The sequence below is a fragment of the Ensifer sp. GW823-FHT05D09 genome (assembly GCF_058795755.1).
Genome location: NZ_JBXAIA010000008.1, coordinates 274198 through 294490, shown reverse-complemented (window position 1 = coordinate 294490; position 20293 = coordinate 274198). Strand labels below are relative to the sequence as shown.

Sequence of the window (20293 nt, the reverse complement as noted above, 5' to 3'; positions counted from 1 at the left end):
TGCAAGCTTGCACAAACCCAATCGATTAAACTTTCCACTTTCGGCCGAACTCGGATTGACAACATTCCGATCCATGTGACACCTTGCACGCGCTTGCATTACTGCGATGTGGAGGCATCGCACCATTGGGAGGAAGTTATGAAAGCTGTATCCATTTCGGTCGCGCTTGCCGCAACCGGCCTGACATTCGCGGCGTCTCAGGCGCAGGCGGCAGGCAGTCTCAATCTGATTTGCTCGGCGGACGTCGTCATATGCGAGCAGATGACCGCCGATTTCGAGAAGGAAAGCGGCATCAAGGTCAACATGGTTCGCCTGTCTTCCGGCGAGACCTATGCCAAGGTGCGCGCCGAAGCGCGCAACCCCAAGACCGATATCTGGTGGGCAGGCACCGGCGACCCGCACCTGCAGGCCGCATCCGACGGGCTGACGCTCGAATACAAGTCGCCGATGCTTGATCAGTTGCAGGATTGGGCCAAGAAACAGGCCGAAGGCTCGGGCTACCGCACCGTGGGTGTCTACGCCGGCGCGCTAGGCTGGGGCTACAACACCGAGATCTTCCAGAAGAAAGGCTTCAAGGAGCCGAAATGCTGGGCCGACCTGCTGGACGCGTCGCTGAAGGGCGAGATCCAGATGGCCAACCCGAACTCGTCGGGCACTGCCTATACGGCACTCGCATCGCTGGTGCAGATCATGGGTGAAGATCAGGCCTTCGACTACCTGAAGAAACTCAATGCCAACGTCGCGCAATACACCAAGTCGGGTTCGGCACCGGTCAAATCGGCCGCGCGCGGCGAAGCCGGCCTCGGCATCGTCTTCATGCACGACGCCGTCGCGCAGACAGCCGAAGGCTTCCCGATCAAGGCGATCGCCCCTTGCGAGGGCACCGGCTACGAAATCGGCTCGATGTCGATCATCCGCGGCGCCAAGAACCTGGACAATGCCAAGATCTGGTACGACTGGGCACTGAAACCTGAGGTCCAGTCGCGCATGAAGGACGCCAAGTCCTTCCAGCTGCCGTCCAACAAGAGCGCGGAAGTGCCGAAGGAAGCACCGAAGTTCGAGGACATCAAGCTGATCGACTACGACTTCGCCACCTATGGCGACTCCGAAAAGCGCAAAGCTCTGCTCGAGCGCTGGGACCGCGAGGTTGGTGCCAACGCCAACTGACGCCATTCGGTTTGCGGTCGGCCGGGTCGAACGATCCGGTCGACAGCACCTCGAAAGACCGCAGGTGTCTCCGGCTCTCGCCAGCCGGCCCTGCACCATGATCGACATTCCAATAGCGAAAAGACGCGAGGACCGTGATGGAACATCGCAACCGTAGGCTCGACCTCACGCTCGGGCTTGGGCTGGCCGCATTTCTGGTCGTGCCCTGGTACCGCATCGAGGGAGGCTTCTTCGGCCTTGGCTGGCTTTCCAGCTTTCCCTCCGACGCTGCCGTGGCACCGGGCCTTGCGCAAATCTTTGCCCACGGTCGTCCATGGCTTGTGGTCGCGCTCCTGCTTCTCGGCGCCTGTGCCGCCGCCCGGTTCATCCGGGACCCGGATCGCCGCGGCCTGGTGCTGGCGGTGGCCGGTGCAGCCGGCCTCCTGTTCATTGCTCTCCAGGGCCTGGCGATCGGCTTTACCGGCTGGACCTGGACGATCAGCGAAACCCTCTTCGGCCCACTTGCCGACGGCCAGCCTTCCATGGGTGCCGGCGCCGTTCTCGCGTCCCTCGCCTTCATTCTCATCTTCGCATTCGGGCTGGCTGAACGTGGCGCCATGAAGGGCGATGCCTTCATCGTCGCGTCGATCTCGCTGCTCGTCTGCCTCGTGGTCGTCTTCGTGTTCTATCCCGTTGGCAGCATGTTTGCGGCGTCCGTCCAGGATTTCGACGGCTCGTTCAAGCCGGATGGCTTCCTGCGCAACATTCAGGACGGTTCGATCTGGAGCCTTGGCTGCGTCACGGGCGGCGAGCGCTGCGGCGTCGCCTGGCGCACGCTCTGGCTGGCGCTGATGACCGCCTCCGGCTCGACCCTGCTCGGCCTTGCCTTTGCGCTGGTCGCAACCCGCACCCGCTTCCCCTTCAAGAAGGGCATGCGCCTGTTGACGGTGCTGCCGATCATCACGCCGCCCTTCGTCATAGGCCTGGCGCTGACGCTGCTCTTCGGGCGCGCCGGCGTCATTACCGAGTTCCTGTCCGACGCCTTTGGCATCGAGCCGGGGCGCTGGCTTTATGGCCTCACCGGCATCTGGATCGCGCAGGTCCTGTCCTTCACCCCGATCTCGTTCCTCGTGTTGATCGGCGTCGTCGAGGGCGTCAGTCCGTCGATGGAAGAGGCGTCGCAGACGTTGCGCGCCGATCGGTGGCGCACATTCTGGCACGTTTCGCTGCCGCTGATGAAGCCGGGTCTCGCCAACGCCTTCCTGATCGGCTTCATCGAGAGCATGGCCGATTTCGGCAATCCGCTGGTTCTCGGCGGCAGCCACGGCGTGCTTTCGACGGAAATCTTCTTTGCTGTCGTCGGCGCACAGAACGATCCATCCCGCGCCGCCGTGCTCGCGATCATCCTGTTGTGCTTCACCCTGTCGGCTTTCCTCGCCCAGCGCTATTGGCTGGCGGGCAAGAACTATTCGACCGTAACCGGCAAGGGCGACAGCGGCTCGCATATCGCGCTGCCACGGCCGCTGTCGATCGGCCTCCATGCCGTGGTGATCCCGTGGATGATCTTCACCGTCGTCGTCTACGGCATGATCCTGTTCGGCGGATTCGTAAAGACCTGGGGTCTCGATAACTCGCTGACGTTAGATCACTACATCAAAGCCTTCTCGATCTCGCTGACCGACGGCGCCCTCGCCTGGACGGGCGTCGCCTGGAACTCCTTCTGGACGACGATGGAGATCGCGCTGATCTCGGCACCCTTGACGGCGATCGTCGGGCTGTTGACCGCCTACCTGATCGTTCGGCAACGTTTTGCCGGACGGGATGTGTTCGAATTCGCGCTGATGCTGAGCTTCGCCATTCCCGGCACGGTCATCGGCATCAGCTACATCATCGCCTTCAATCTGCCGCCGCTCGAAATGACCGGTACCGCGCTGATCCTCGTTGCCTGCTTCGTCTTCCGCAACATGCCCGTCGGCGTGCGCGGCGGCATCGCGGCGATGAGCCAGCTCGACAAGAGCCTGGACGAGGCCTCGCTGACGCTGAGGGCAACGAGCTTCCGCACGTTGCGCAAGGTCATCCTGCCGCTCTTGCGTCCGGCCATCGTCGCTGCTCTCGTCTATTCCTTCGTCCGCGCGATCACGTCGATCAGCGCCGTCGTCTTCCTCGTCAGCGCCGAATACAACATGGCGACGTCCTACATCGTCGGCCTTGTCGAAAACGGCGAGTTCGGCGTGGCGATCGCCTATTCGTCGGCCCTCATCGTGGTGATGATCACCGTCATCACCGGCCTGCAACTGCTTGTCGGCGAGCGCAAGCTTCGGCGGGAGAACCGCGTCCTCGGCGCGGCCCCAGTCCGCACCGCCACCAAGACCCTTTCCCAGGAGAACCCCGCATGAGCACTCCCCGCACCGGCTCGGTCGTCTTCCAGAACCTGCGCAAACAGTTCGGCGCGTTCACCGCGATCCACGACCTGTCGCTGACCATCGAACCCGGCACCCTCGTCACCCTGCTCGGGCCGTCGGGCTGCGGCAAGACCACGACGCTGCGCATGCTTGCAGGCCTTGAGCACCCGTCTTCCGGCCGGATCATCATCGGCGGCAAGGACGTCACCATGCTGCCGGCCAATGAGCGTGACGTGTCGATGGTGTTCCAGTCCTACGCGCTGTTTCCGCATATGACGTCGCTCGACAACGTCGCCTACGGCCTCGAATCCTCCGGCATGAAGAAGAAGGAGGCGCGGGACCGGGCAGAGGAAGGCCTGAAGCTCGTCGGCCTCGGCGGACTTGGCCAGCGGCTTCCCGCTGAGCTGTCGGGCGGCCAGCAACAGCGTGTCGCCGTCGCCCGCGCTCTGGTGCTCGAACCGCAGGTGCTTTTGCTCGACGAGCCGCTCTCCAACCTCGACGCGCGGCTGCGCCGGCGTGTTCGCACGGAAATCCGCGAATTGCAGCAGCGGCTCGGCTTTACGGCCGTCTACGTCACGCATGACCAGGACGAGGCGCTTGCCGTTTCCGACCGGATTATCGTGATGAAGGACGGCGCGATCGCCCAGGAAGGCGCACCACGCGACCTCTACGAGTCGCCGGCATCCGCCTTCATCGCCGATTTCATGGGCGAGGCCAATGTGCTGCCCTGCGAAGTCACCGGGTCCGATGCCGGCCTTGCCACCATCCGCATTGGCGGGCTCGAACATCAGCTGCCGTCGCGCGATGCCCGGCCCGGTCCGTCAAAGCTCGCCGTGCGTCCCAATGCCGTGACGCTGACGCCGGCAAGTGCCGCTGCCCTGCCCGGCGTCATCAGCACGGCATCCTATCTCGGTGGCCACATCGAGTATGAAGTTGAAACAGAAACTGGATTGCTATTTGTGGTTGATGACGCGATCGAACGGATGTTATCTCCTGCGACCGAAGTCGCCATCGGCTTCCGCAATCGCGGCCTTGCTTTGATTACGGCATAATTTTCGAAATCGACACAGGAAGGACTTTTTGCATGACTTCGCCAATCGCGGGCCTTGATGCCCGTTTCGCGCTCGCCAAGACCGTCGCCATAGAAGCCGGAAAGCTCGCCCACGACTACTTCCTGCGGCGCGAGACGCTGGTCATCGAGACCAAGGCCGACGCCCATGACGTCGTCTCGATCGCCGATCGCAACGTCGAGACGCTCATCCGCGATCGCATCAGCGCTGCATTCCCGAGCGATGGAGCCCTTGGCGAAGAACATGGACTTGTCAGCAGCACGTCGGGCTTCACCTGGGTGATCGATCCGATCGACGGCACGACGCCTTTCGTCAACGGCATGCCCAACTGGTGCATCTCGATCGCCGTGCTTTATGCCGACAAGCCGGTGATCGGCGTGATCCAGTCTCCATGCCACGACGAACTCTATGCGGCCGCGTCCGGTCAGGGAGCAACGCTCAATGGCAAGACCCTGCGTCTTGACGGCACGCGAACGATCCGCGATGCGGTGACCGGTCTTGGCGCCAACAATCACGTGACGCCGGCCGAAGTCGCCGGGATCGTCGAGCGGCTCCTTGAAGCCGGCGGCAATTTCATGCGCAACGGTTCGGGCGCGCTGATGATCGCCTATGTGGCCGCCGGTCGGCTCGTCGGCTACTACGAGCCCTACATGCATGCCTGGGATTGCCTGGCGGGCTATTGCCTCGTCAACGAGGCGGGCGGCTGGTCGCTGCCTTTCCCGACACAGGGCGAAGCGCTGACACGGGGAAGTGCCGTTCTGGTCGCAGCACCCGGTGCGATCGACGACCTGCTCAAGGTCGCTCAGCTGGAACGCAAGGCGGCCTGAACACAACGACCCCGAACGCGATCAGCTCGCCTGCTTGTCGGCCTTGGCCGTCAGCAGGTTGACGAGCTCCATCGGGAACGGAAAGACGATCGTCGAATTCTTTTCGCCGGCGATGACGTTCAAGGTGCTCAGATAGCGCAACTGCATGGCTTGCGGCTGCCGGGCAAGGATCTCGGCCGCTTCGAGCAGTTTTGCGGCCGCCTGCTGCTCGCCCTCGGCATTTATGACCTTGGCACGGCGTTCGCGCTCCGCCTCCGCCTGGCGGGCGATGGCACGGACCATGCTTTCGTTGATGTCGACATGCTTGATCTCGACGGTCGCAACCTTGATGCCCCAGGCATCGGTCTGGCTGTCGAGGATCTTCTGGATGTCGTCGTTCAGCCGGTCGCGCTCCGCCAGCATTTCGTCCAGGTCGTGCTTGCCGAGCACGGAGCGCAATGTCGTCTGGGCGAGCTGGCTCGTCGCCATCATGAAATCCTCGACCTGGATCGTCGACTTTTCGGCGTCGATCACCCGGAAGTAGATGACGGCGCTGACGCGGACCGACACGTTATCGTGCGAGATGACGTCCTGGCTCGGAACGTCGAGCACGCGGGTTCTCAGATCGACCCGCACCATCTGCTGGACATAGGGCAAGAGCAGGATGAGCCCCGGCCCTTTCACGCCGGTGAAGCGACCGAGGGTGAAGATGACGCCGCGTTCATATTCGCGCAGGATCCTGATCGCGTAGGCGATCACGAGCAGGACAAAAAACAGGATCGCGAGATAGGGAGCGAGGCTCCCAAGCATGTCCATGATCTCTACTCCTTCTACCGCAGGCGTCAGGCCTTCGCCTCGTCGCGCGCGACCTCGAGCGTCAGCCCGTTCCGCCCAACCACTTTCACGTTTTCACCGATTGTGAGCGTCTCGCTGCTGACGGCCTGCCAGCGCTCGCCGTGGGCAATGACATAGCCCTTGGCACCAGCCCAACTGTCGACCTTGCCGGCGATGCCGATCATCTGCTCGCTTCCGGTGACCACGGCACGGCGGCGGGAACCGAAGGCGAGGCGCCCGACGAGCAGACTGAAGCCGAGGCTGGCGATGCCGACACCGGCGAGCAACGCCCAGGACACCCGCAGCCCCGGCGTGTCCGTATCGAAAAGGATCGCAGCGCCGAGAACAATCGCCAGGGCACCGCCCGTCCCGAGCACGCCGAACGAAGGCGAGTGCGCCTCTGCAACCAGCAGGCCGATGCCGAGCAGGATCAGGCCGACGCCGGCATAGCTGACCGGCAAAACGGCCAATGCGTAGAGGCCGAGCAGCAGACTGATCCCGCCGACAGTGCCCGGCACGACAGATCCGGGCGTCAGGAACTCGAAGATCAGTCCATAAACGCCGATCATCGTCAGAATGATCGCGATGTTCGGATCGGTGATGACCGCAAGCAGGCGCGTGCGCCAGTCGGGTACGAAAGTCTCCACGCCAAGCCCAGCCGTTTCAAGCGTCACGTCCGTCTGCTCGACGCGAACACTCCGCCCCTGCGTCTGCTTCAACAGGTCGTCGATGGAAACGGCAGTGAAATCGACGACTTTCTGCTGCACGGCCGCCGCGGCCGACAGGCTGGCCGCCTCACGCACCGCCCGCTCCGCCCAGTCGGCGTTGCGTCCGCGCAACTCGGCCAATCCGCGGATATAGGCGACGGCATCGTTCACCAGCTTTGCATCGCTCGCCGTCTGCGCCGGCTTGGCGGCAGTGTCTTTGCCTTTTCCGTCGGGGCTCTCATCCTTCTCTCCGCCAAACATGTCTCCGCCAATGGCGATCGGCGTTGCCGCCCCGAGATTGGTTCCCGGCGCCATGGCCGCGATATGGCTCGCGTAGAGGATATAGGTGCCGGCGCTGGCAGCCCGCGCCCCGCTCGGCGCGACGAAACTCGCAACGGGGACCGATGAGGCGAGGATCGCCTGGATGATCTCGCGCATCGATGTATCGAGACCGCCGGGCGTGTCGATTTGCAGCACGACAAGCGGCAGGTGCCGGTCGTTTGCCCGCTGCAAACCGCGTTTGACGTATTCGGCCGTTGCCGGACCGATTGACCCCTTCAGATTGAGCACCAAGGCAACCCGCTCGGTTTCTGGCGCGGACGCTGCTGGAAACACGCATGTCGATATCAGGGCAAGCAACAGGCTGAGGATTCGCAACATCCGTCGTCAAAGCCTCGGAATGCGGGCACCTTCGGCGAAGACGTCCCGCGCCAACAATATTAGCACACCATAAAGTTAAGACGAAGCACAACACACCACCGCAGTCCGGACGGTGAGCGGGATGACAAAGTCCCGCATCGGGGCTATCTGCATGTCAGGACAACCGCACTGCTTCGCAGAAATGAACGACTTGCCGTGCTTGCCGAGGCGAGCCGCCTTCGACCTCTAGAGGAAACCCGCCCGCTTGGAGACAACACTCTATCTGCCGATCAAGCGCTTCCTCGAAGAGGCCGGATATTCCGTCAAGGGCGAGATCGGCGGCTGCGATATCCTTGCGCTCAGCAACGACGAGCCACCGCTCGTCGTGATCTGCGAATTGAAGCTGACGTTCAATCTGGAGCTGGTCTTGCAGGCGGTCGATCGGGCCAATGCCGGTGACGAGGTCTGGATCGCAGCACGCGTTTCGGCAAAAGGCAAAGGGCGCGAGAGCGACCGGCGCTTTCGCGATCTGTGCCGCCGGATCGGGTTCGGCATGCTCGCGGTTGCCGACAACGGCACGGTCGACGTCATCGTCGCTGCGTCCGCCGCCATGCCGCGCAAGAACCTGAAGAAGCGGGCGCGTCTCATCAAGGAGCACCACCGTCGCAAGGGCGACCCGACGCTCGGCGGCAGCACGCGTTCGCCGATCATGACGGCCTACCGCCAGCAGGCGCTTGCCTGCGCCGCCGCCTTGCAAAGTGGACAGCTGCGCCCGCGTGACCTGCGCGAAGCCGCGCCCGACGCCGCCAAGATCCTGCAGGGCAATGTCTATGGCTGGTTCGAACGGGTCGACCGCGGCATCTATGCGCTGACCGAAGCGGGGACGGAAGCGCTTCGGCGCTGGCCGCAAGCTGCGGTTTCGGGCGCGTCAGAGATCGAAACGATGGCAACAGTGTCCGAAGACTGAGCTGGCGCGGAGAGCACAGATGAACCTTCCCCTCCGTTTGCTCTGTCTTGGCCTCGGCTGGCTGATGGTCGGCTTCGCCATCGCCGGCATTTTTCTGCCTATCCTGCCAACCACGCCGTTTCTGTTGCTGGCGGCGGGCCTGTTTGCACGCGCCTCGCCACGGCTTGAGCGCTGGCTGCTGGAGCATCCGACATTCGGCCCCTCCTTGCGGCTCTGGCGGGAAAAAGGCGCGATACCGGCCCGGGCAAAGACCATCGCCCTCGCGCTGATGCTCGTGAGCTTCGTCTTCTTCTGCCTCGCCAGCAAACCGAGCCTGCTGCTCGCGGCGATCGTCGGCGGGGCAATGCTGCTCCCGGCCCTTTTCATCATTACCCGGCCGAACGCCTAGAGCATTTCCAGGAAAAGTGCGAAGCGGTTTTCCGTCAGGAAATGCATAAAAACAAGGTGCTAGAGCGCTTCTGCGACTCTGTCCAAGCCGGAAACGCTCTAAAAGATCAATCCCTTCGCCGTGGCATTGCCGGAAGCGGCGATCAAAAATTGCTGGCGTGAAGCTCCATCATCGCACGGCGAAGATCGTCGATCGGCGTCATGCCCGAGGTGGTTGTGCCTTCCAACTCCCTAGGCATCTTCCAACCGGGATCGATGCCCTGCATGTTCGGCAGCTCATGGGCGATGCCCTTGTGGCAGTCGATGCAGGTCGCCTTGCCGGACAGCAGATAGCGCGTGTGGATGGTGGCGGCGCGCTCCGTCTGCTTCTGCAGGTCCATGGCCACGGAGGAGTGGCAATTGCGGCATTCCAGGCTGTCATTGGCCTTCAGCCGCGCCCATTCGTGCTGAGCGAGCTCGAGGCGTTTTTCAAGAAATTTCGGGCGGGTGTTGATGGTGCCGAAGATCTTGCCCCAAACCTCCTTCGACGCCTGCATCTTGCGGGCGATCTTATCGGTCCACTGGTGCGGCACGTGGCAATCCGGACAGGACGCGCGAACGCCGGACCGGTTGGAGAAGTGGATCGTGCGCGTCAGCTCCTCATAGACGTTGTCCTTCATCTCATGACAGGAGGTGCAGAATTTTTCTGTATTGGTGATCTCGAGTGCCGTATTGAAGGCACCCCAGAACATCACGCCGCCGATGAAGCCGCCGAGCGTCAGAAAGCCGAGGCTCAGCGTTCCCGCCGGCGTGCTGACCAGCCGCCACGCCCACAGGATAAGTCTTTTAATCCGCTCCATGGGCTCACTCGCTTCCGGCCGGCTTGACGCCGAGTTCGCTCATGTCCTTGAAGCCATTGTCGACCAATGGGCGAACATCCGCCTGCGGCACATGACACGCCGTGCAGAAGTAGCGCCGCGGCGAAACATCGGCGATCATCTGCCCGTCGCGCGTCATGTAATGGGTCACGCTGATCATCGGCGCGCCGCTGTCCTGGGTGAACTCGCGCTTGTGGCAGGAAAGGCAGCGATTGGTATTGACCGAGAGCTGGTAGCCCTCGATCGAGTGCGGGATGATCGGCGGCTGGTCCGGATAGGCGCGCATCTTGCGTTCGTCATCGACCACCCATTTCGGCAAGGTCGCTGCCGCCCCTGTTTCCATCTGCGGTGTCGGGCCCTCAAGCTGCGGCACCATTTTCTGGACGACCTGGGCAATCGCCGTGGTCGTCACAAACAGGGCAAGCCCGATCGCAACAACCACCCATTCTGGCCGCTTCAAGCGACGGAGATGATCTTGACTGCGCATTTTTTGAAATCCGTCTGTTTGGAGATGGGATCCGTTGCGTCGAGTGTCACCTTGTTGATCAGCTGGCTCGCATCGAACCAGGGCACGAAGATCACGCCCGGTGGCATGCGATTGCGGCCGCGCGTGTCGATGCGTGAGCGGATCTCGCCGCGCCGCGACAGGATCCGCACTTCCGCGCCCTGATTGATGCCGCGTTTGCGGGCGTCGTCCGCGTTCATGAAGCAGCGGGCACCGGGAAACGCGCGGTAAAGCTCCGGCACGCGCATGGTCATCGAGCCAGAGTGCCAGTGTTCGAGCACGCGGCCCGTCACCAGCCAGAGGTCGAACTCCTCGTCGGGCGATTCCGCCGGCGGTTCGTAAGGCACGGCGAGAATGACCGCCTTACCATCAGGGCGACCGTAGAATTTGACGCCCTCGCCGGCTTTGACATAGGGGTCATAACCCTCGCGATAGCGCCAGCGCGTCTCCTTGCCGTCGACCACCGGCCAGCGTAACCCGCGCTCCTCGTGGTAGCGGTCGTAAGGCGCCAGATCGTGACCATGGCCGCGACCGAAGGTGGCATATTCCTCGAACAGCCCCTTCTGAATATAGAAGCCAAAGGCTTCGGCTTCGTTGTTGGCATAGTCGCCGCTGATTTCGCTCAAGGGGAAGCGGTTGACCTCTCCGTTCTGGAACAGGACGTCGTGCAGGCTCTTGCCCTTGAACTCGGGATTGGCCGCGAGAATCTCTGCCGGCCAGACTTCGTCGGTGATGAAACGCTTGGAGAACTCCACCAGCTGCCAGAGATCCGAACGCGCCTCGCCCGGCGCCTGCACCAGCTGGTGCCAGACATGGGTGCGCCGCTCCGCATTGCCGTAGGCGCCTTCCTTCTCCACCCACATGGCCGCCGGCAGAATCAGGTCAGCGCTCATCGCGGTGATCGTCGGATAGGCATCGGAAACGACGATGAAATTCTCCGGGTTTCTGTAGCCTTGCCAGGTTTCGTTGCTGGTGTTGGGAGCGGCCTGGATGTTGTTGTTGACCTGGACCCAGTAGAAGCTGAGCTTGCCGTCCTTCAGCATCCGGTCCTGCTCGACGGCGTGATAACCGGGCTTTTCCGGAATGATCCCGTGCGGAATGCGCCAGATTTCCTCGGCATGCTTGCGATGTTCCGGATTGGTCACGGTCATGTCGGCCGGCAAGCGATGGGCAAATGTGCCGACCTCGCGCGCCGTGCCGCAGGCGGAAGGCTGGCCGGTCAGCGAGAACGGGCTGTTGCCGGGCTCCGAGATCTTTCCGGTTAGAAGGTGGATGTTGTAGACCATCTGGTTGGCCCAGACGCCGCGCACATGCTGGTTGAAGCCCATGGTCCACAGCGACATCACCTTGCGCTGCGGATCTGCATAAAGCTCGGCCAGTTCTTCAAGGAAAGCCGGATCGACGCCGGTCAGTTCGGCCGTCTTCTTCAGGGTGTATTCCGACACGAAGGCCTTGAACGCCTCGTAGTCCATCGGCTCCATCTTGCCGGGATCGGACGAATTCGCCGCCTTGACCTCGACAGGGTTGTCCGGCCGCAGGCCGTAACCGATGTCGGTGACGCCGCGCATGAAGGTGGTGTGCTTCTGGACGAAGTCCTCGTTCACCCTGCCCTTTTCGATGATGTAGTTGGCGATGTAGTTGAGGATCGCCAGATCGGTGCCGGGCTTGAACACCATCGGGATATCGGCAAGGTCCATGCTGCGATGTGTGAAGGTCGACAGCACGGCGACCTTCACATGCGGCTGGCCAAGCCGCCGATCGGCAAGCCTTGTCCACAGGATCGGGTGCATCTCGGCCATGTTCGAGCCCCAGAGCACGAAGGCATCCGCATGCTCGAAGTCGTCATAGCAGCCCATCGGCTCGTCCATGCCGAAGGTGCGCATGAAGGCGTAGGCAGCTGACGCCATGCAATGGCGGGCATTGGGGTCGAGATTGTTGGAGCGGAAACCGGCACGCATCAGCTTCGTCGCCGCATAGCCCTCGAAGATCGTCCACTGGCCGGAGCCGAACATGCCGACGGCGGTCGGGCCCTTTTCCTTCAGCACCTTCTTGCACTGTTCGGCCATGACGTCGAAGGCTTCATCCCAGCTGACCGGTTCGAACTCGCCGTCCTTGCTGTAGGCACCGTTCCGCTTGCGCAGCATCGGCGTCTTCAGCCGGTCGGTGCCATACATGATCTTGGAGAGGAAATAGCCCTTGATGCAGTTGAGGCCGCGGTTGACCTCGGCCTGCATGTCGCCATGGGTGGCGACGACCTGCCCCTCCTTGACGCCGACCATCACGCCGCAGCCGGTTCCGCAGAAGCGACAGGGCGCCTTCGACCACTTGATTTCGAGCGCACTGATGCCGCCCGGCACGGGTTGTGCGGCTGCCGGCAGTGCAATACCGGCGGTGGCGGCGGCGATGCCCGCCGCGTGTGCCTTCAGAATGTCACGCCGCGTCAGTTCGGTGGTCATCGTCCGTCACTCCTTCCGTTTCGACATGTTCGAAAACCATGTTGGCCGCCACCACGCCCTCAAGCGTGGAGATCGTCGACAAGGCTTCGCCAAGCATGCCGGTAGTCGTCCCCTCGATGACGACGACAATCTTGCCGCCCTCGTGTCCGTAAACCTCGACATTCTCCATGCGCGCCAGCGCGGCAAGCACTGAGTCCGCCATCGCCGGAAGAGCGACGACGACGGCGCTTGAGACGTGATATTGCCGGGATTGATCAGGCATGGACGCCCTCCTCGTGTCGCTCGGCAATGCCGATGGCGCCGACCGGACAGATGCCGATACAGGCGCCGCACCCGCTGCAGCTGTCGACGTCCACCTCCGGCAGAAATGGGCCGCCCGCGCGCGGTCGGAACCGGATCGCCTGCTCAGGGCAGGCATCGCGGCAGGATTGGCAGGCGACATAGTTTTGCGCGAGACAGCCGTCGCCGATGGCAACCACATGGGCAAGCCGCGTCGAACCCGGGGCGGCAAACACCGGCTCCGGACAGACCCTGGCGCAGTCGCCGCAAAACGTGCATTCGCCGCCGGAAAAATCGAGCGACGGGCGTTCGTTCAGCAATGAAATGATGTGGGTGGGACAGTGTTCCACGCAACGACCGCAACCGGTGCACGCCGCCAGGCTCTCAAGCGTGACGCCAGGCGGCAGGACGCGCTTCCGCTCTGCCCGCCGGCCCAGCAACAATCCACGTCTGGTTGTCACCGCCCCCATCGATCACCTCAATGCCCGAGCGGGCCCGGAGGGCCAAAGATCATTTGATAGAACCAGACCAGGAAGCCGTAACTGGCAACCGTCCCAACGGCGACAATCGGCCAGATGCCGAAGGCAAGAACAAGAAAAGTCAGAAGCTCCTGCCGCCGGCGCGAGCGCGGCTCCTGATCGGTCAAGTGCTGTGAAGGTACCTCTGACACGTCAGGCTCCCGGGCTCGTTGATCCGGAAGCATAGTAACAACCCGTGACAGAAAATAAAGCAGAACAAACTATACAATTACAATCAAGTATAAAAATAACATCTGTCAATTCAAAGGGATATTTACCCCAACAATTGCAGTGGTTCTTTGCAAATCGGGACCAAGAGTCACACTTCGTATTTTCGTAAATCACCATATGAAGAGAACAATGAAAGAACGATGGCCCGCTCCAGCGCGTCGGTGAAAGCGCCAGCCGCCCGCAGCTTGGTGACATCGAAGACATTGGATTTTGAAGAGAACTTGGCGATTCGCTGCATCGCCGATTGCAGATTTGCCGAAGCGAACAGGTCTTCGCACGACAATACTATGCGCCGCTCAGCGGTCTCGCCCTCTCCCTGAACGACAGGCCAACCGTACTACCTTCCCCGCGATTGCCGGTTGACAACCCGCATGAGATCAGGACACATATTGCATTACAAAGGGATCAATTCCTTAATAAGGGAATAAACGGAGGACTTGGGGTGCCGGACTTGCTTGTGAGCTTGTATTCGCCGACGCTCGCCAATCTCAAGCGGAAAACCGACACGACGGGCATTCGCATTCGCCCGGCGCTTCCGCCGGAAATGCATGTCGTCGTCGAATGGGTAAGGCAGAACTTCAGTGAGAATTGGGCGAGCGAGGTTTCCGTCGCCTTTTCCCGCCAACCGATTGCCTGCCTGATTGCGGTGGACGATGGAAAGCTGCTCGGCTTTGCCTGCTACGACACGACCGCGCGCGGCTTCTTTGGCCCGACCGGAGTGTCGCCCGAAAGTCGCGGCCGCGGCATCGGCGTCGATCTGCTCACCGCGTCGCTCGAGACCATGAAGACACTCGGACACGCCTATGCCTTCATCGGCGATGCCGGTCCGGTCGACTTCTACGCCAAGACCATCGGCGCGGTCGCCATCCCCGCCACCGACAAGGGCATCTACGAAGGCATGCTTCGTAGCCCATCCAAATAATCACCTGAACATCGGAGCTTTCCCATGGCATCGACGCCGCTTGCCCTTTTCGTCGGGCTTCCCAATCCCACACTCTCGGACGACGAGTTCGCGCTGTTTCGCGAAACCAATCCGCTCGGTCTCTTCGTCGGCCGCCGCAATCTGCGCGAGCCTGGCCAGGTCAAGATCCTGATCGAGCGATTTCGCGAGGCCGTCGGCCGCGAGGACGCACCTGTCTTCACCGATCAGGAAGGCGGTCGCGTCCAGCATCTCGATGCCGGTCCCTGGCCGCTTTTCCGCAGCTTCGGCCAGTTTGCCGAGCTTGCCCGCCATGACCTTGACCTCGGCCGGAAGGCGCTTCGCCTGTCGTCGCAGGCCATGGGCACCATGATGACCGAACTCGGACTGACCAGCGGCTGCTCGCCGGTTCTCGATCTCGTCTTCGAAACGACCAGCTCCGTCATCGGCGCGCGTTCCTTCGGTTCGGATCCCGATTTTATCGCAGCACTTGGCCGCGAAGTCGTCGACGGCCTGCTCGAGACCGGCAACATGCCCGTGATGAAGCACATCCCCGGCCATGGCCGCGCAACACGTGATTCCCACAAGGAACGCCCTGTCGTCGACACGTCGCGCGAAACGCTTGAAGCGACCGATTTCAAGCCCTTCGTTGCCCTCAAGGATACACCCTGGGCGATGGTCGCCCACGTCGTCTATTCGGCCTATGACAGCGAGCTGCCGGCCTCGATCTCGCCGACCATGCACGACGTCATCCGCACGGACATGGGCTATGAGGGCGTGCTGGTCTCCGACTGCATCTTCATGGAATCGCTGCGCGGCACCCTGCCCGAGCGTGTGAAGCAGGTGCTCGACGCCGGCTCCGACGTCGCACTCCACAGCCATGGCGACCTGGCCGAGAGCGAGGCCGCGGCCAAGGCCGCGCGTCCGCTGACGGAGGCCGCGCAGAAGCGCATCGCCGCCGGCCAGAGCCGGATCGGCAAGCTCAAGGTCGACGTTCGCGCGGCGCACGCCGAAGTCGAAGAGATGTTCAAGAGCGTTCTCGTCGCCTGACGGGACGCCATTCACCAATCAAGGGGGGAGAAACCATGAAAACATCCATTCTCTGGGCAGCGACCGCGCTGGCCCTTTTTGCCGCACCCGCGATGGCGCAGTCGGTCCTGACCGTCAACATCGAGCCAGCCACCACCTGGGTTCGCAACTTCAACCCGTTCAACCAGACATCGGCGCGCCAGAGCACGCTCGACTTCATCTATGAGCCGCTGATCGTCTTCAATCGCTTCGACGACAACAAGCCGACGTTCCGCCTCGCGGAAAGCTTCAAGCTTGCCGACGACCTGAAGTCGATCGAGTTCAAGCTGCGCCCGAACCTGAAATGGTCCGATGGCAAGCCACTGACCGCCGCCGACGTCAAGTTCACCTACGACTACCTGAAGAAATTCCCGGCGCTCGATTTCGTCAGCATCTGGACCTTCATCACCGGCGTCGAAGCCGTCGACGGCCAGACCGTGCGCTTCACGCTCGCCAATCCGAGCTCGCTTGCCGCCGAGCAGCTGGCGCAGCTGCCGATCGTGCCTGAACATGTCTGGAAGGATATCGCCGAGCCGGTGACCTTCGCCAACGAGACACCTGTCGGCAGCGGCCCGATGACGGAAATCCCCCGCTTCACCGGCCAGACCTACGACCAGTGCCGCAACCCGCACTACTGGGATGCAGCGACCCTGAAGGTCGATTGCATGCGCTTCCCGCAGCTGGCCGACAACAACCAGATCCTGACGGCGACCGCGTCGGGCACGCTCGACTGGGGTGTTTCATTCATCCCGGATATCGAGAATGTCTATGTCGCCAAGGACCCTGAACATTTTCATTTCTGGTACTCGCCGAGCAGCATGGTCGCTTTCCTGTTCAACCAGGAAACCGCCAACGAAAACAACCGCAAGGCCTTCAACGACGTAAAATTCCGCCGGGCGGCCTCGATGGCGCTCGACCGGGGCACCATGGTCGACGTTGCCGGCTACGGCTATCCGACGCTCAACGAAGATCCGGCCGGCATGGGCGAACTCTACAAGAGCTGGGCTGACCCCTCGGTCGCGACCGACTTCGGCACCTACGGCAAGTATGATGCCGATGCCTCCAAGGCACTGCTCGACGAGGCCGGCTATGTCGACAAGGACGGCGACGGCTTCCGCGACAATCCGGACGGCAGCAAGATCTCCTTCTCGATCATCGTGCCGAGTTCCTGGACCGACTGGATCGATACGGTGACGATTGCCGTCGAAGGCCTGCAGGCCGTCGGCCTCGATGCAAAGATCGAAACACCTGAGGAAGCCGTCTGGACCGGCAACCTCATCAACGGCACGTTCGACGCGGCGATCAACAGCCTGCCGGCATCCGCCTCGCCCTATTATCCCTACAAGCGTGCTTTCAGCGCTTCGGACAAGGGCAAGACACGCTTCACCGCACAGCGCTGGTTCAACGCCGACGTGGAAAAGCTCCTGACCGAGTTCACCCACACGGCCGACCTCGCCAAGCAGAAGGAAGCCATGAACAAGGCGCAGCGCATCGTTGCTGAAAACATGCCTGTCATGCCGGTGTTCAACAACCCGAACTGGTACCAGTACAACACCAAGCGCTTCAAAGGCTGGGTGACGGCTGAAACCCCGTTCGTCAATCCGTCGATCTCGCGGACCAACCCGGCGCGCCTGCTGCACCTGTTGGCTCTTGAGCCGGTCAACTAAACATCCCAGGACTGGCGGGAGCGGCTCACGATCGGGCCGCTCCCGTCTCCGCGTGGGCTCTTTGAGAGCAGACCTGCTCAGCGAAGGCTCGCGCCGTTTCTAAAGGTTTCTGCCGCCTCTTCTGCCGGTAACGGGATCAGGCGCAGTCGATGGAGTCCCCATGGCTTTCCTGCTTCGCCGCCTATGCTTCTATCTGGCAGCCTTCGTCGCGGCGGCGACGATCAATTTCTTCCTGCCGCGACTGATGCCGGGCGATCCCGTGCAGATCATGTTTTCGAGCGCGGGCGCGGAACTGCCGCCTGAAAGCCTGCAGGCGCTGAAACTGACCTTCGGTTTCGTCGACGGCCCACTGTGGCAGCAATATCTGACCTATCTCGGCAGCATCTTCAGCGGCGATCTCGGCCGCTCGATCAAGTATTTCCCGCTGCCGGTGTCGACGGTTCTCGGCAATGCACTGGTCTGGACCGTGGGCCTGATGGGCACGGCGACGATCATCAGCTTCACGCTTGGCACCTTTCTTGGCATTCTCGCCGCCTGGCGTCGCGGCAGCCTTTTCGACGTCATCGTTTCCGTCGGCGCGATCTTCGCGACCTCGGTTCCGGCCGTCGTCACCTCGCTGATCGTCGTCTTCTTCTTCGGTTTTACGCTCAACTGGTTCCCGACAGGCTACGCCGCCGACCCGGCGCTCGACCCGGCCTTCACGCTCGAATATCTCGGCAGCGTGCTCTATCACGGCATCCTGCCGATGTTGACGCTCTGCACCGTGCTGACAGGCGGCTTTGCCGTCACCATGCGCAACAACATGATCAACCTGCTCGGCGAGGACTATATCGTCATGGCTCGGGCGAAGGGTCTGTCCGACGGGCACGTGATGCTCTGGTATGCGGCGCGCAATGCGCTGTTGCCGACCGTGTCGAGCCTGGCCATCGCCATCGGCACGATCCTCGGCGGCTCTTTGGTTACCGAAGTCGTGTTCAACTATCCGGGCCTCGGCAACATTCTCTATCAGGCGATCCTTGCCCGCGACTACCCTGTCATCCAGGGCCAGCTTCTGATCATGACCGCGACCATGCTCGTCGCCAATTTCATCGTCGACGTCAGCTATGTGTTGCTCGACCCCCGCTTGAAGAGGGCGTGAGATGAAGTCCCAACCCTTCGGATTGATCCGAAACCGCAAGGCCCTTGTCGGCGTCGCCATCATCGCCTTCATTCTCGTTGTAGCACTCGCCGCACCGCTGCTGACCCCTTATGATCCGGGCGCGCGCGTCGGCCGCCCGCATCAGGCCCCGTCGCTCGCCCACTGGCTCGGCACCACCCGCATCGGCCAGGACGTGTTCACGCGGCTGATCTATGGTGCCCGCACCTCGTTGGCCGTCGGTTTCGGTGCAGGCCTACTCATCACCATCGTCGGCACCGCGCTTGGCATTCTGGCCGGCTATCGCGGCGGCAAGGTCGACGAGGTCATCAGCTTCTTCACCAACATGGTGCTGGTGGTTCCCAACCTGCCGCTGCTGCTTGTTCTCGCCGCCTTCATCGGTCAGGCGAGCCCCTGGGTCATCGCGCTGATCCTTGGCGGAACATCCTGGGCATGGGGCGCGCGCGTCACCCGCGCCGAGACGCTGTCCGTCAAGCAGAAGGACTACGTCAAGTCGGCAGAGATGATGGGCGAGCCGCGCTGGCGCATCATGACCTTCGAGATCTTCCCCAACCTGATCTCGATCGTCGGCATCAACTTCATCGGCAGCGTCATCTTCGCGATCATCACCCAGGCAACCCTTGAGTTTCTCGGCCTTGGCGATCCGAAGGTCGTCTCCTGGGGCACGATGCTCTATGCCGCCCAGAAGGCCTCGGCCCTCTCTGTCGGCGCGTGGTGGGACATTCTCACGCCCTGCTTTGCGCTTGCCTTCCTCGGCATCGGCCTGTCGCTTCTGAATTTCGCCGTCGACGAAATCGCCAATCCCAGGCTGCGCACCGGAAACCGCCTAGGACGCTGGTCCGCCCTAATTCGTTCCGGGGAGGGTCGCCTGTGACCGCACCATTGCTATCGGTGAAAAACCTGACGATCGACTATATCGGCGAGGAGAAGGATTTTCGCGCCGTCGACAACGTCAGCTTCGATGTCGCACCGGGCGAAGTCTTCGGACTTGCCGGAGAATCCGGCTGCGGCAAGAGCACCATCGCCTTTGCCATCAGCCGGCTGCACAAACCACCGGCGCTGATCCGGCGTGAAAGCACCATCCTGCTCAACGGCCGCAACGTGCTCGATCTCGACGACAAGGGCTTGCGCGATTTCCGCTGGCGCGAGGTCGCCATGGTGTTCCAGAGCGCGATGAACTCGCTCAACCCGGTGCTGCGCATCGAGCAGCAGTTCTACGACGTCCTGAAGACGCACAAGGGCATGAGCCGCGCGCAGGCACGTGACCGCACCGCCGAAATGCTGAAGCTCGTCGACATCGCCCCAGACCGCATGCGTGATTACCCGCATCAGTTTTCCGGCGGCATGCGCCAGCGCATCGTCATCGCCATCTGCTTGGCGCTCGATCCGCGGCTGGTCGTCATGGACGAGCCGACGACCGCGCTCGATGTCGTCGTCCAGCGCGAAATCCTGCAACGGATCAACGAATTGCGCCGCAGCCTCGGCTTTGCCGTCCTGTTCATCACCCACGACCTCGGCCTGATGGTACAATTCTGCGACCGCATCGGCATCATGCTCGCGGGCAAGCTCGTAGAACAGAACACAGCCGAAGCGATCTACGGATCGCCCGAGCACGACTATACCAAGAAACTCTGGGCCTCCTTCCCCTCTCTCCATGGAGGTGTCCTGCTATGACCGGC

21 protein-coding genes are annotated in these 20293 nt (G+C 62.2%); 12 read left to right on the top strand and 9 right to left on the bottom strand.

The features are described from left to right. Positions 1-138: 138 nt before the first annotated feature. From AC1Q80_RS22515 to AC1Q80_RS22500, 4 genes are all read left to right on the top strand, one after another. Positions 139-1167 carry an ABC transporter substrate-binding protein gene (locus AC1Q80_RS22515; RefSeq protein WP_209790107.1) on the top strand — a complete coding sequence of 343 codons (1029 nt, stop codon included), beginning with the start codon at positions 139-141 and terminating at the stop codon, positions 1165-1167. Between the two features lie 137 nt (positions 1168-1304). Continuing rightward, positions 1305-3542 carry an ABC transporter permease gene (locus tag AC1Q80_RS22510; RefSeq protein WP_492361902.1) on the top strand — a complete coding sequence of 746 codons (2238 nt, stop codon included), beginning with the start codon at positions 1305-1307 and terminating at the stop codon, positions 3540-3542. Next, complete coding sequence (locus AC1Q80_RS22505) at positions 3539-4600, top strand: ABC transporter ATP-binding protein (RefSeq protein WP_492361901.1); 1062 nt, start codon at positions 3539-3541, stop codon at positions 4598-4600. Before AC1Q80_RS22510 ends, AC1Q80_RS22505 begins: the two co-directional genes overlap by 4 nt. 32 nt (positions 4601-4632) lie before the next feature. Further along, complete coding sequence (locus tag AC1Q80_RS22500) at positions 4633-5445, top strand: inositol monophosphatase family protein (protein WP_173423189.1); 813 nt, start codon at positions 4633-4635, stop codon at positions 5443-5445. A gap of 21 nt (positions 5446-5466) precedes the next feature. Here the strand turns inward: AC1Q80_RS22500 and AC1Q80_RS22495 are convergent, their stop codons facing one another. Next, positions 5467-6240, bottom strand: coding sequence for a slipin family protein (locus AC1Q80_RS22495; RefSeq protein WP_492361900.1), 774 nt, complete (start codon positions 6238-6240; stop codon positions 5467-5469). 26 nt (positions 6241-6266) lie between these two features. Further along, entirely contained in the window at positions 6267-7625 is a 1359-nt protein-coding gene (locus AC1Q80_RS22490; RefSeq protein WP_492361899.1) for an NfeD family protein, read from the bottom strand. A 244-nt stretch (positions 7626-7869) separates the two neighbouring features. On the opposite strand from AC1Q80_RS22490, the gene AC1Q80_RS22485 reads away from it, so the two are divergent. Beyond that, entirely contained in the window at positions 7870-8571 is a 702-nt protein-coding gene (locus tag AC1Q80_RS22485; protein WP_492361898.1) for a DUF2161 domain-containing phosphodiesterase, read from the top strand. A gap of 19 nt (positions 8572-8590) precedes the next feature. Further along, entirely contained in the window at positions 8591-8959 is a 369-nt protein-coding gene (locus tag AC1Q80_RS22480; protein ID WP_209790112.1) for a YbaN family protein, read from the top strand. 142 nt (positions 8960-9101) lie between these two features. Here the strand turns inward: AC1Q80_RS22480 and AC1Q80_RS22475 are convergent, their stop codons facing one another. The 7 genes from AC1Q80_RS22475 to AC1Q80_RS22445 all read right to left on the bottom strand — a co-directional run bounded on the left by AC1Q80_RS22475 (position 9102) and on the right by AC1Q80_RS22445 (position 14042). Next, positions 9102-9797: a NapC/NirT family cytochrome c gene (locus AC1Q80_RS22475; protein ID WP_173423194.1), complete on the bottom strand. Its 696-nt coding sequence runs from the start codon at positions 9795-9797 to the stop codon at positions 9102-9104. 4 nt (positions 9798-9801) lie between these two features. Next, positions 9802-10302, bottom strand: a complete 501-nt coding sequence (locus AC1Q80_RS22470; RefSeq protein ID WP_173423195.1) for a nitrate reductase cytochrome c-type subunit — start codon at positions 10300-10302, stop codon at positions 9802-9804. Beyond that, positions 10272-12776 carry a periplasmic nitrate reductase subunit alpha gene (gene napA / locus AC1Q80_RS22465; protein ID WP_173423196.1) on the bottom strand — a complete coding sequence of 835 codons (2505 nt, stop codon included), beginning with the start codon at positions 12774-12776 and terminating at the stop codon, positions 10272-10274. The genes AC1Q80_RS22470 and napA overlap by 31 nt, the downstream gene beginning before the upstream one ends. Further along, positions 12751-13038, bottom strand: coding sequence for a chaperone NapD (locus AC1Q80_RS22460; protein WP_492361897.1), 288 nt, complete (start codon positions 13036-13038; stop codon positions 12751-12753). Before AC1Q80_RS22460 ends, napA begins: the two co-directional genes overlap by 26 nt. Beyond that, complete coding sequence (locus AC1Q80_RS22455) at positions 13031-13525, bottom strand: ferredoxin-type protein NapF (protein WP_209790116.1); 495 nt, start codon at positions 13523-13525, stop codon at positions 13031-13033. Before AC1Q80_RS22455 ends, AC1Q80_RS22460 begins: the two co-directional genes overlap by 8 nt. An 8-nt stretch (positions 13526-13533) precedes the next feature. Then, the gene (gene napE, locus AC1Q80_RS22450) at positions 13534-13701 is read right to left on the bottom strand and encodes a periplasmic nitrate reductase, NapE protein (RefSeq protein ID WP_412728353.1); all 168 of its coding nucleotides are present in this window, start codon (positions 13699-13701) and stop codon (positions 13534-13536) included. A gap of 191 nt (positions 13702-13892) precedes the next feature. Continuing rightward, entirely contained in the window at positions 13893-14042 is a 150-nt protein-coding gene (locus tag AC1Q80_RS22445; protein ID WP_173423200.1) for a hypothetical protein, read from the bottom strand. 204 nt (positions 14043-14246) lie between these two features. Between AC1Q80_RS22445 and AC1Q80_RS22440 the strand changes: the two genes are divergently transcribed. The 6 genes from AC1Q80_RS22440 to AC1Q80_RS22415 all read left to right on the top strand — a co-directional run bounded on the left by AC1Q80_RS22440 (position 14247) and on the right by AC1Q80_RS22415 (position 20288). Continuing rightward, a complete protein-coding gene (locus AC1Q80_RS22440; protein WP_173423201.1) occupies positions 14247-14726 on the top strand; it encodes a GNAT family N-acetyltransferase in 480 nt (159 codons plus the stop codon). 24 nt (positions 14727-14750) lie between these two features. Then, positions 14751-15773, top strand: coding sequence for a glycoside hydrolase family 3 N-terminal domain-containing protein (locus AC1Q80_RS22435; RefSeq protein ID WP_492361896.1), 1023 nt, complete (start codon positions 14751-14753; stop codon positions 15771-15773). 35 nt (positions 15774-15808) lie between these two features. Further along, complete coding sequence (locus AC1Q80_RS22430) at positions 15809-17458, top strand: ABC transporter substrate-binding protein (RefSeq protein ID WP_492361895.1); 1650 nt, start codon at positions 15809-15811, stop codon at positions 17456-17458. Between the two features lie 160 nt (positions 17459-17618). After that, positions 17619-18596, top strand: a complete 978-nt coding sequence (locus tag AC1Q80_RS22425) for an ABC transporter permease (protein WP_492361894.1) — start codon at positions 17619-17621, stop codon at positions 18594-18596. A 1-nt stretch (position 18597) separates the two neighbouring features. Beyond that, entirely contained in the window at positions 18598-19488 is an 891-nt protein-coding gene (locus AC1Q80_RS22420) for an ABC transporter permease (RefSeq protein WP_173423205.1), read from the top strand. Beyond that, positions 19485-20288: an ABC transporter ATP-binding protein gene (locus AC1Q80_RS22415; RefSeq protein ID WP_492361893.1), complete on the top strand. Its 804-nt coding sequence runs from the start codon at positions 19485-19487 to the stop codon at positions 20286-20288. Before AC1Q80_RS22420 ends, AC1Q80_RS22415 begins: the two co-directional genes overlap by 4 nt. Positions 20289-20293 lie beyond the last annotated feature (5 nt).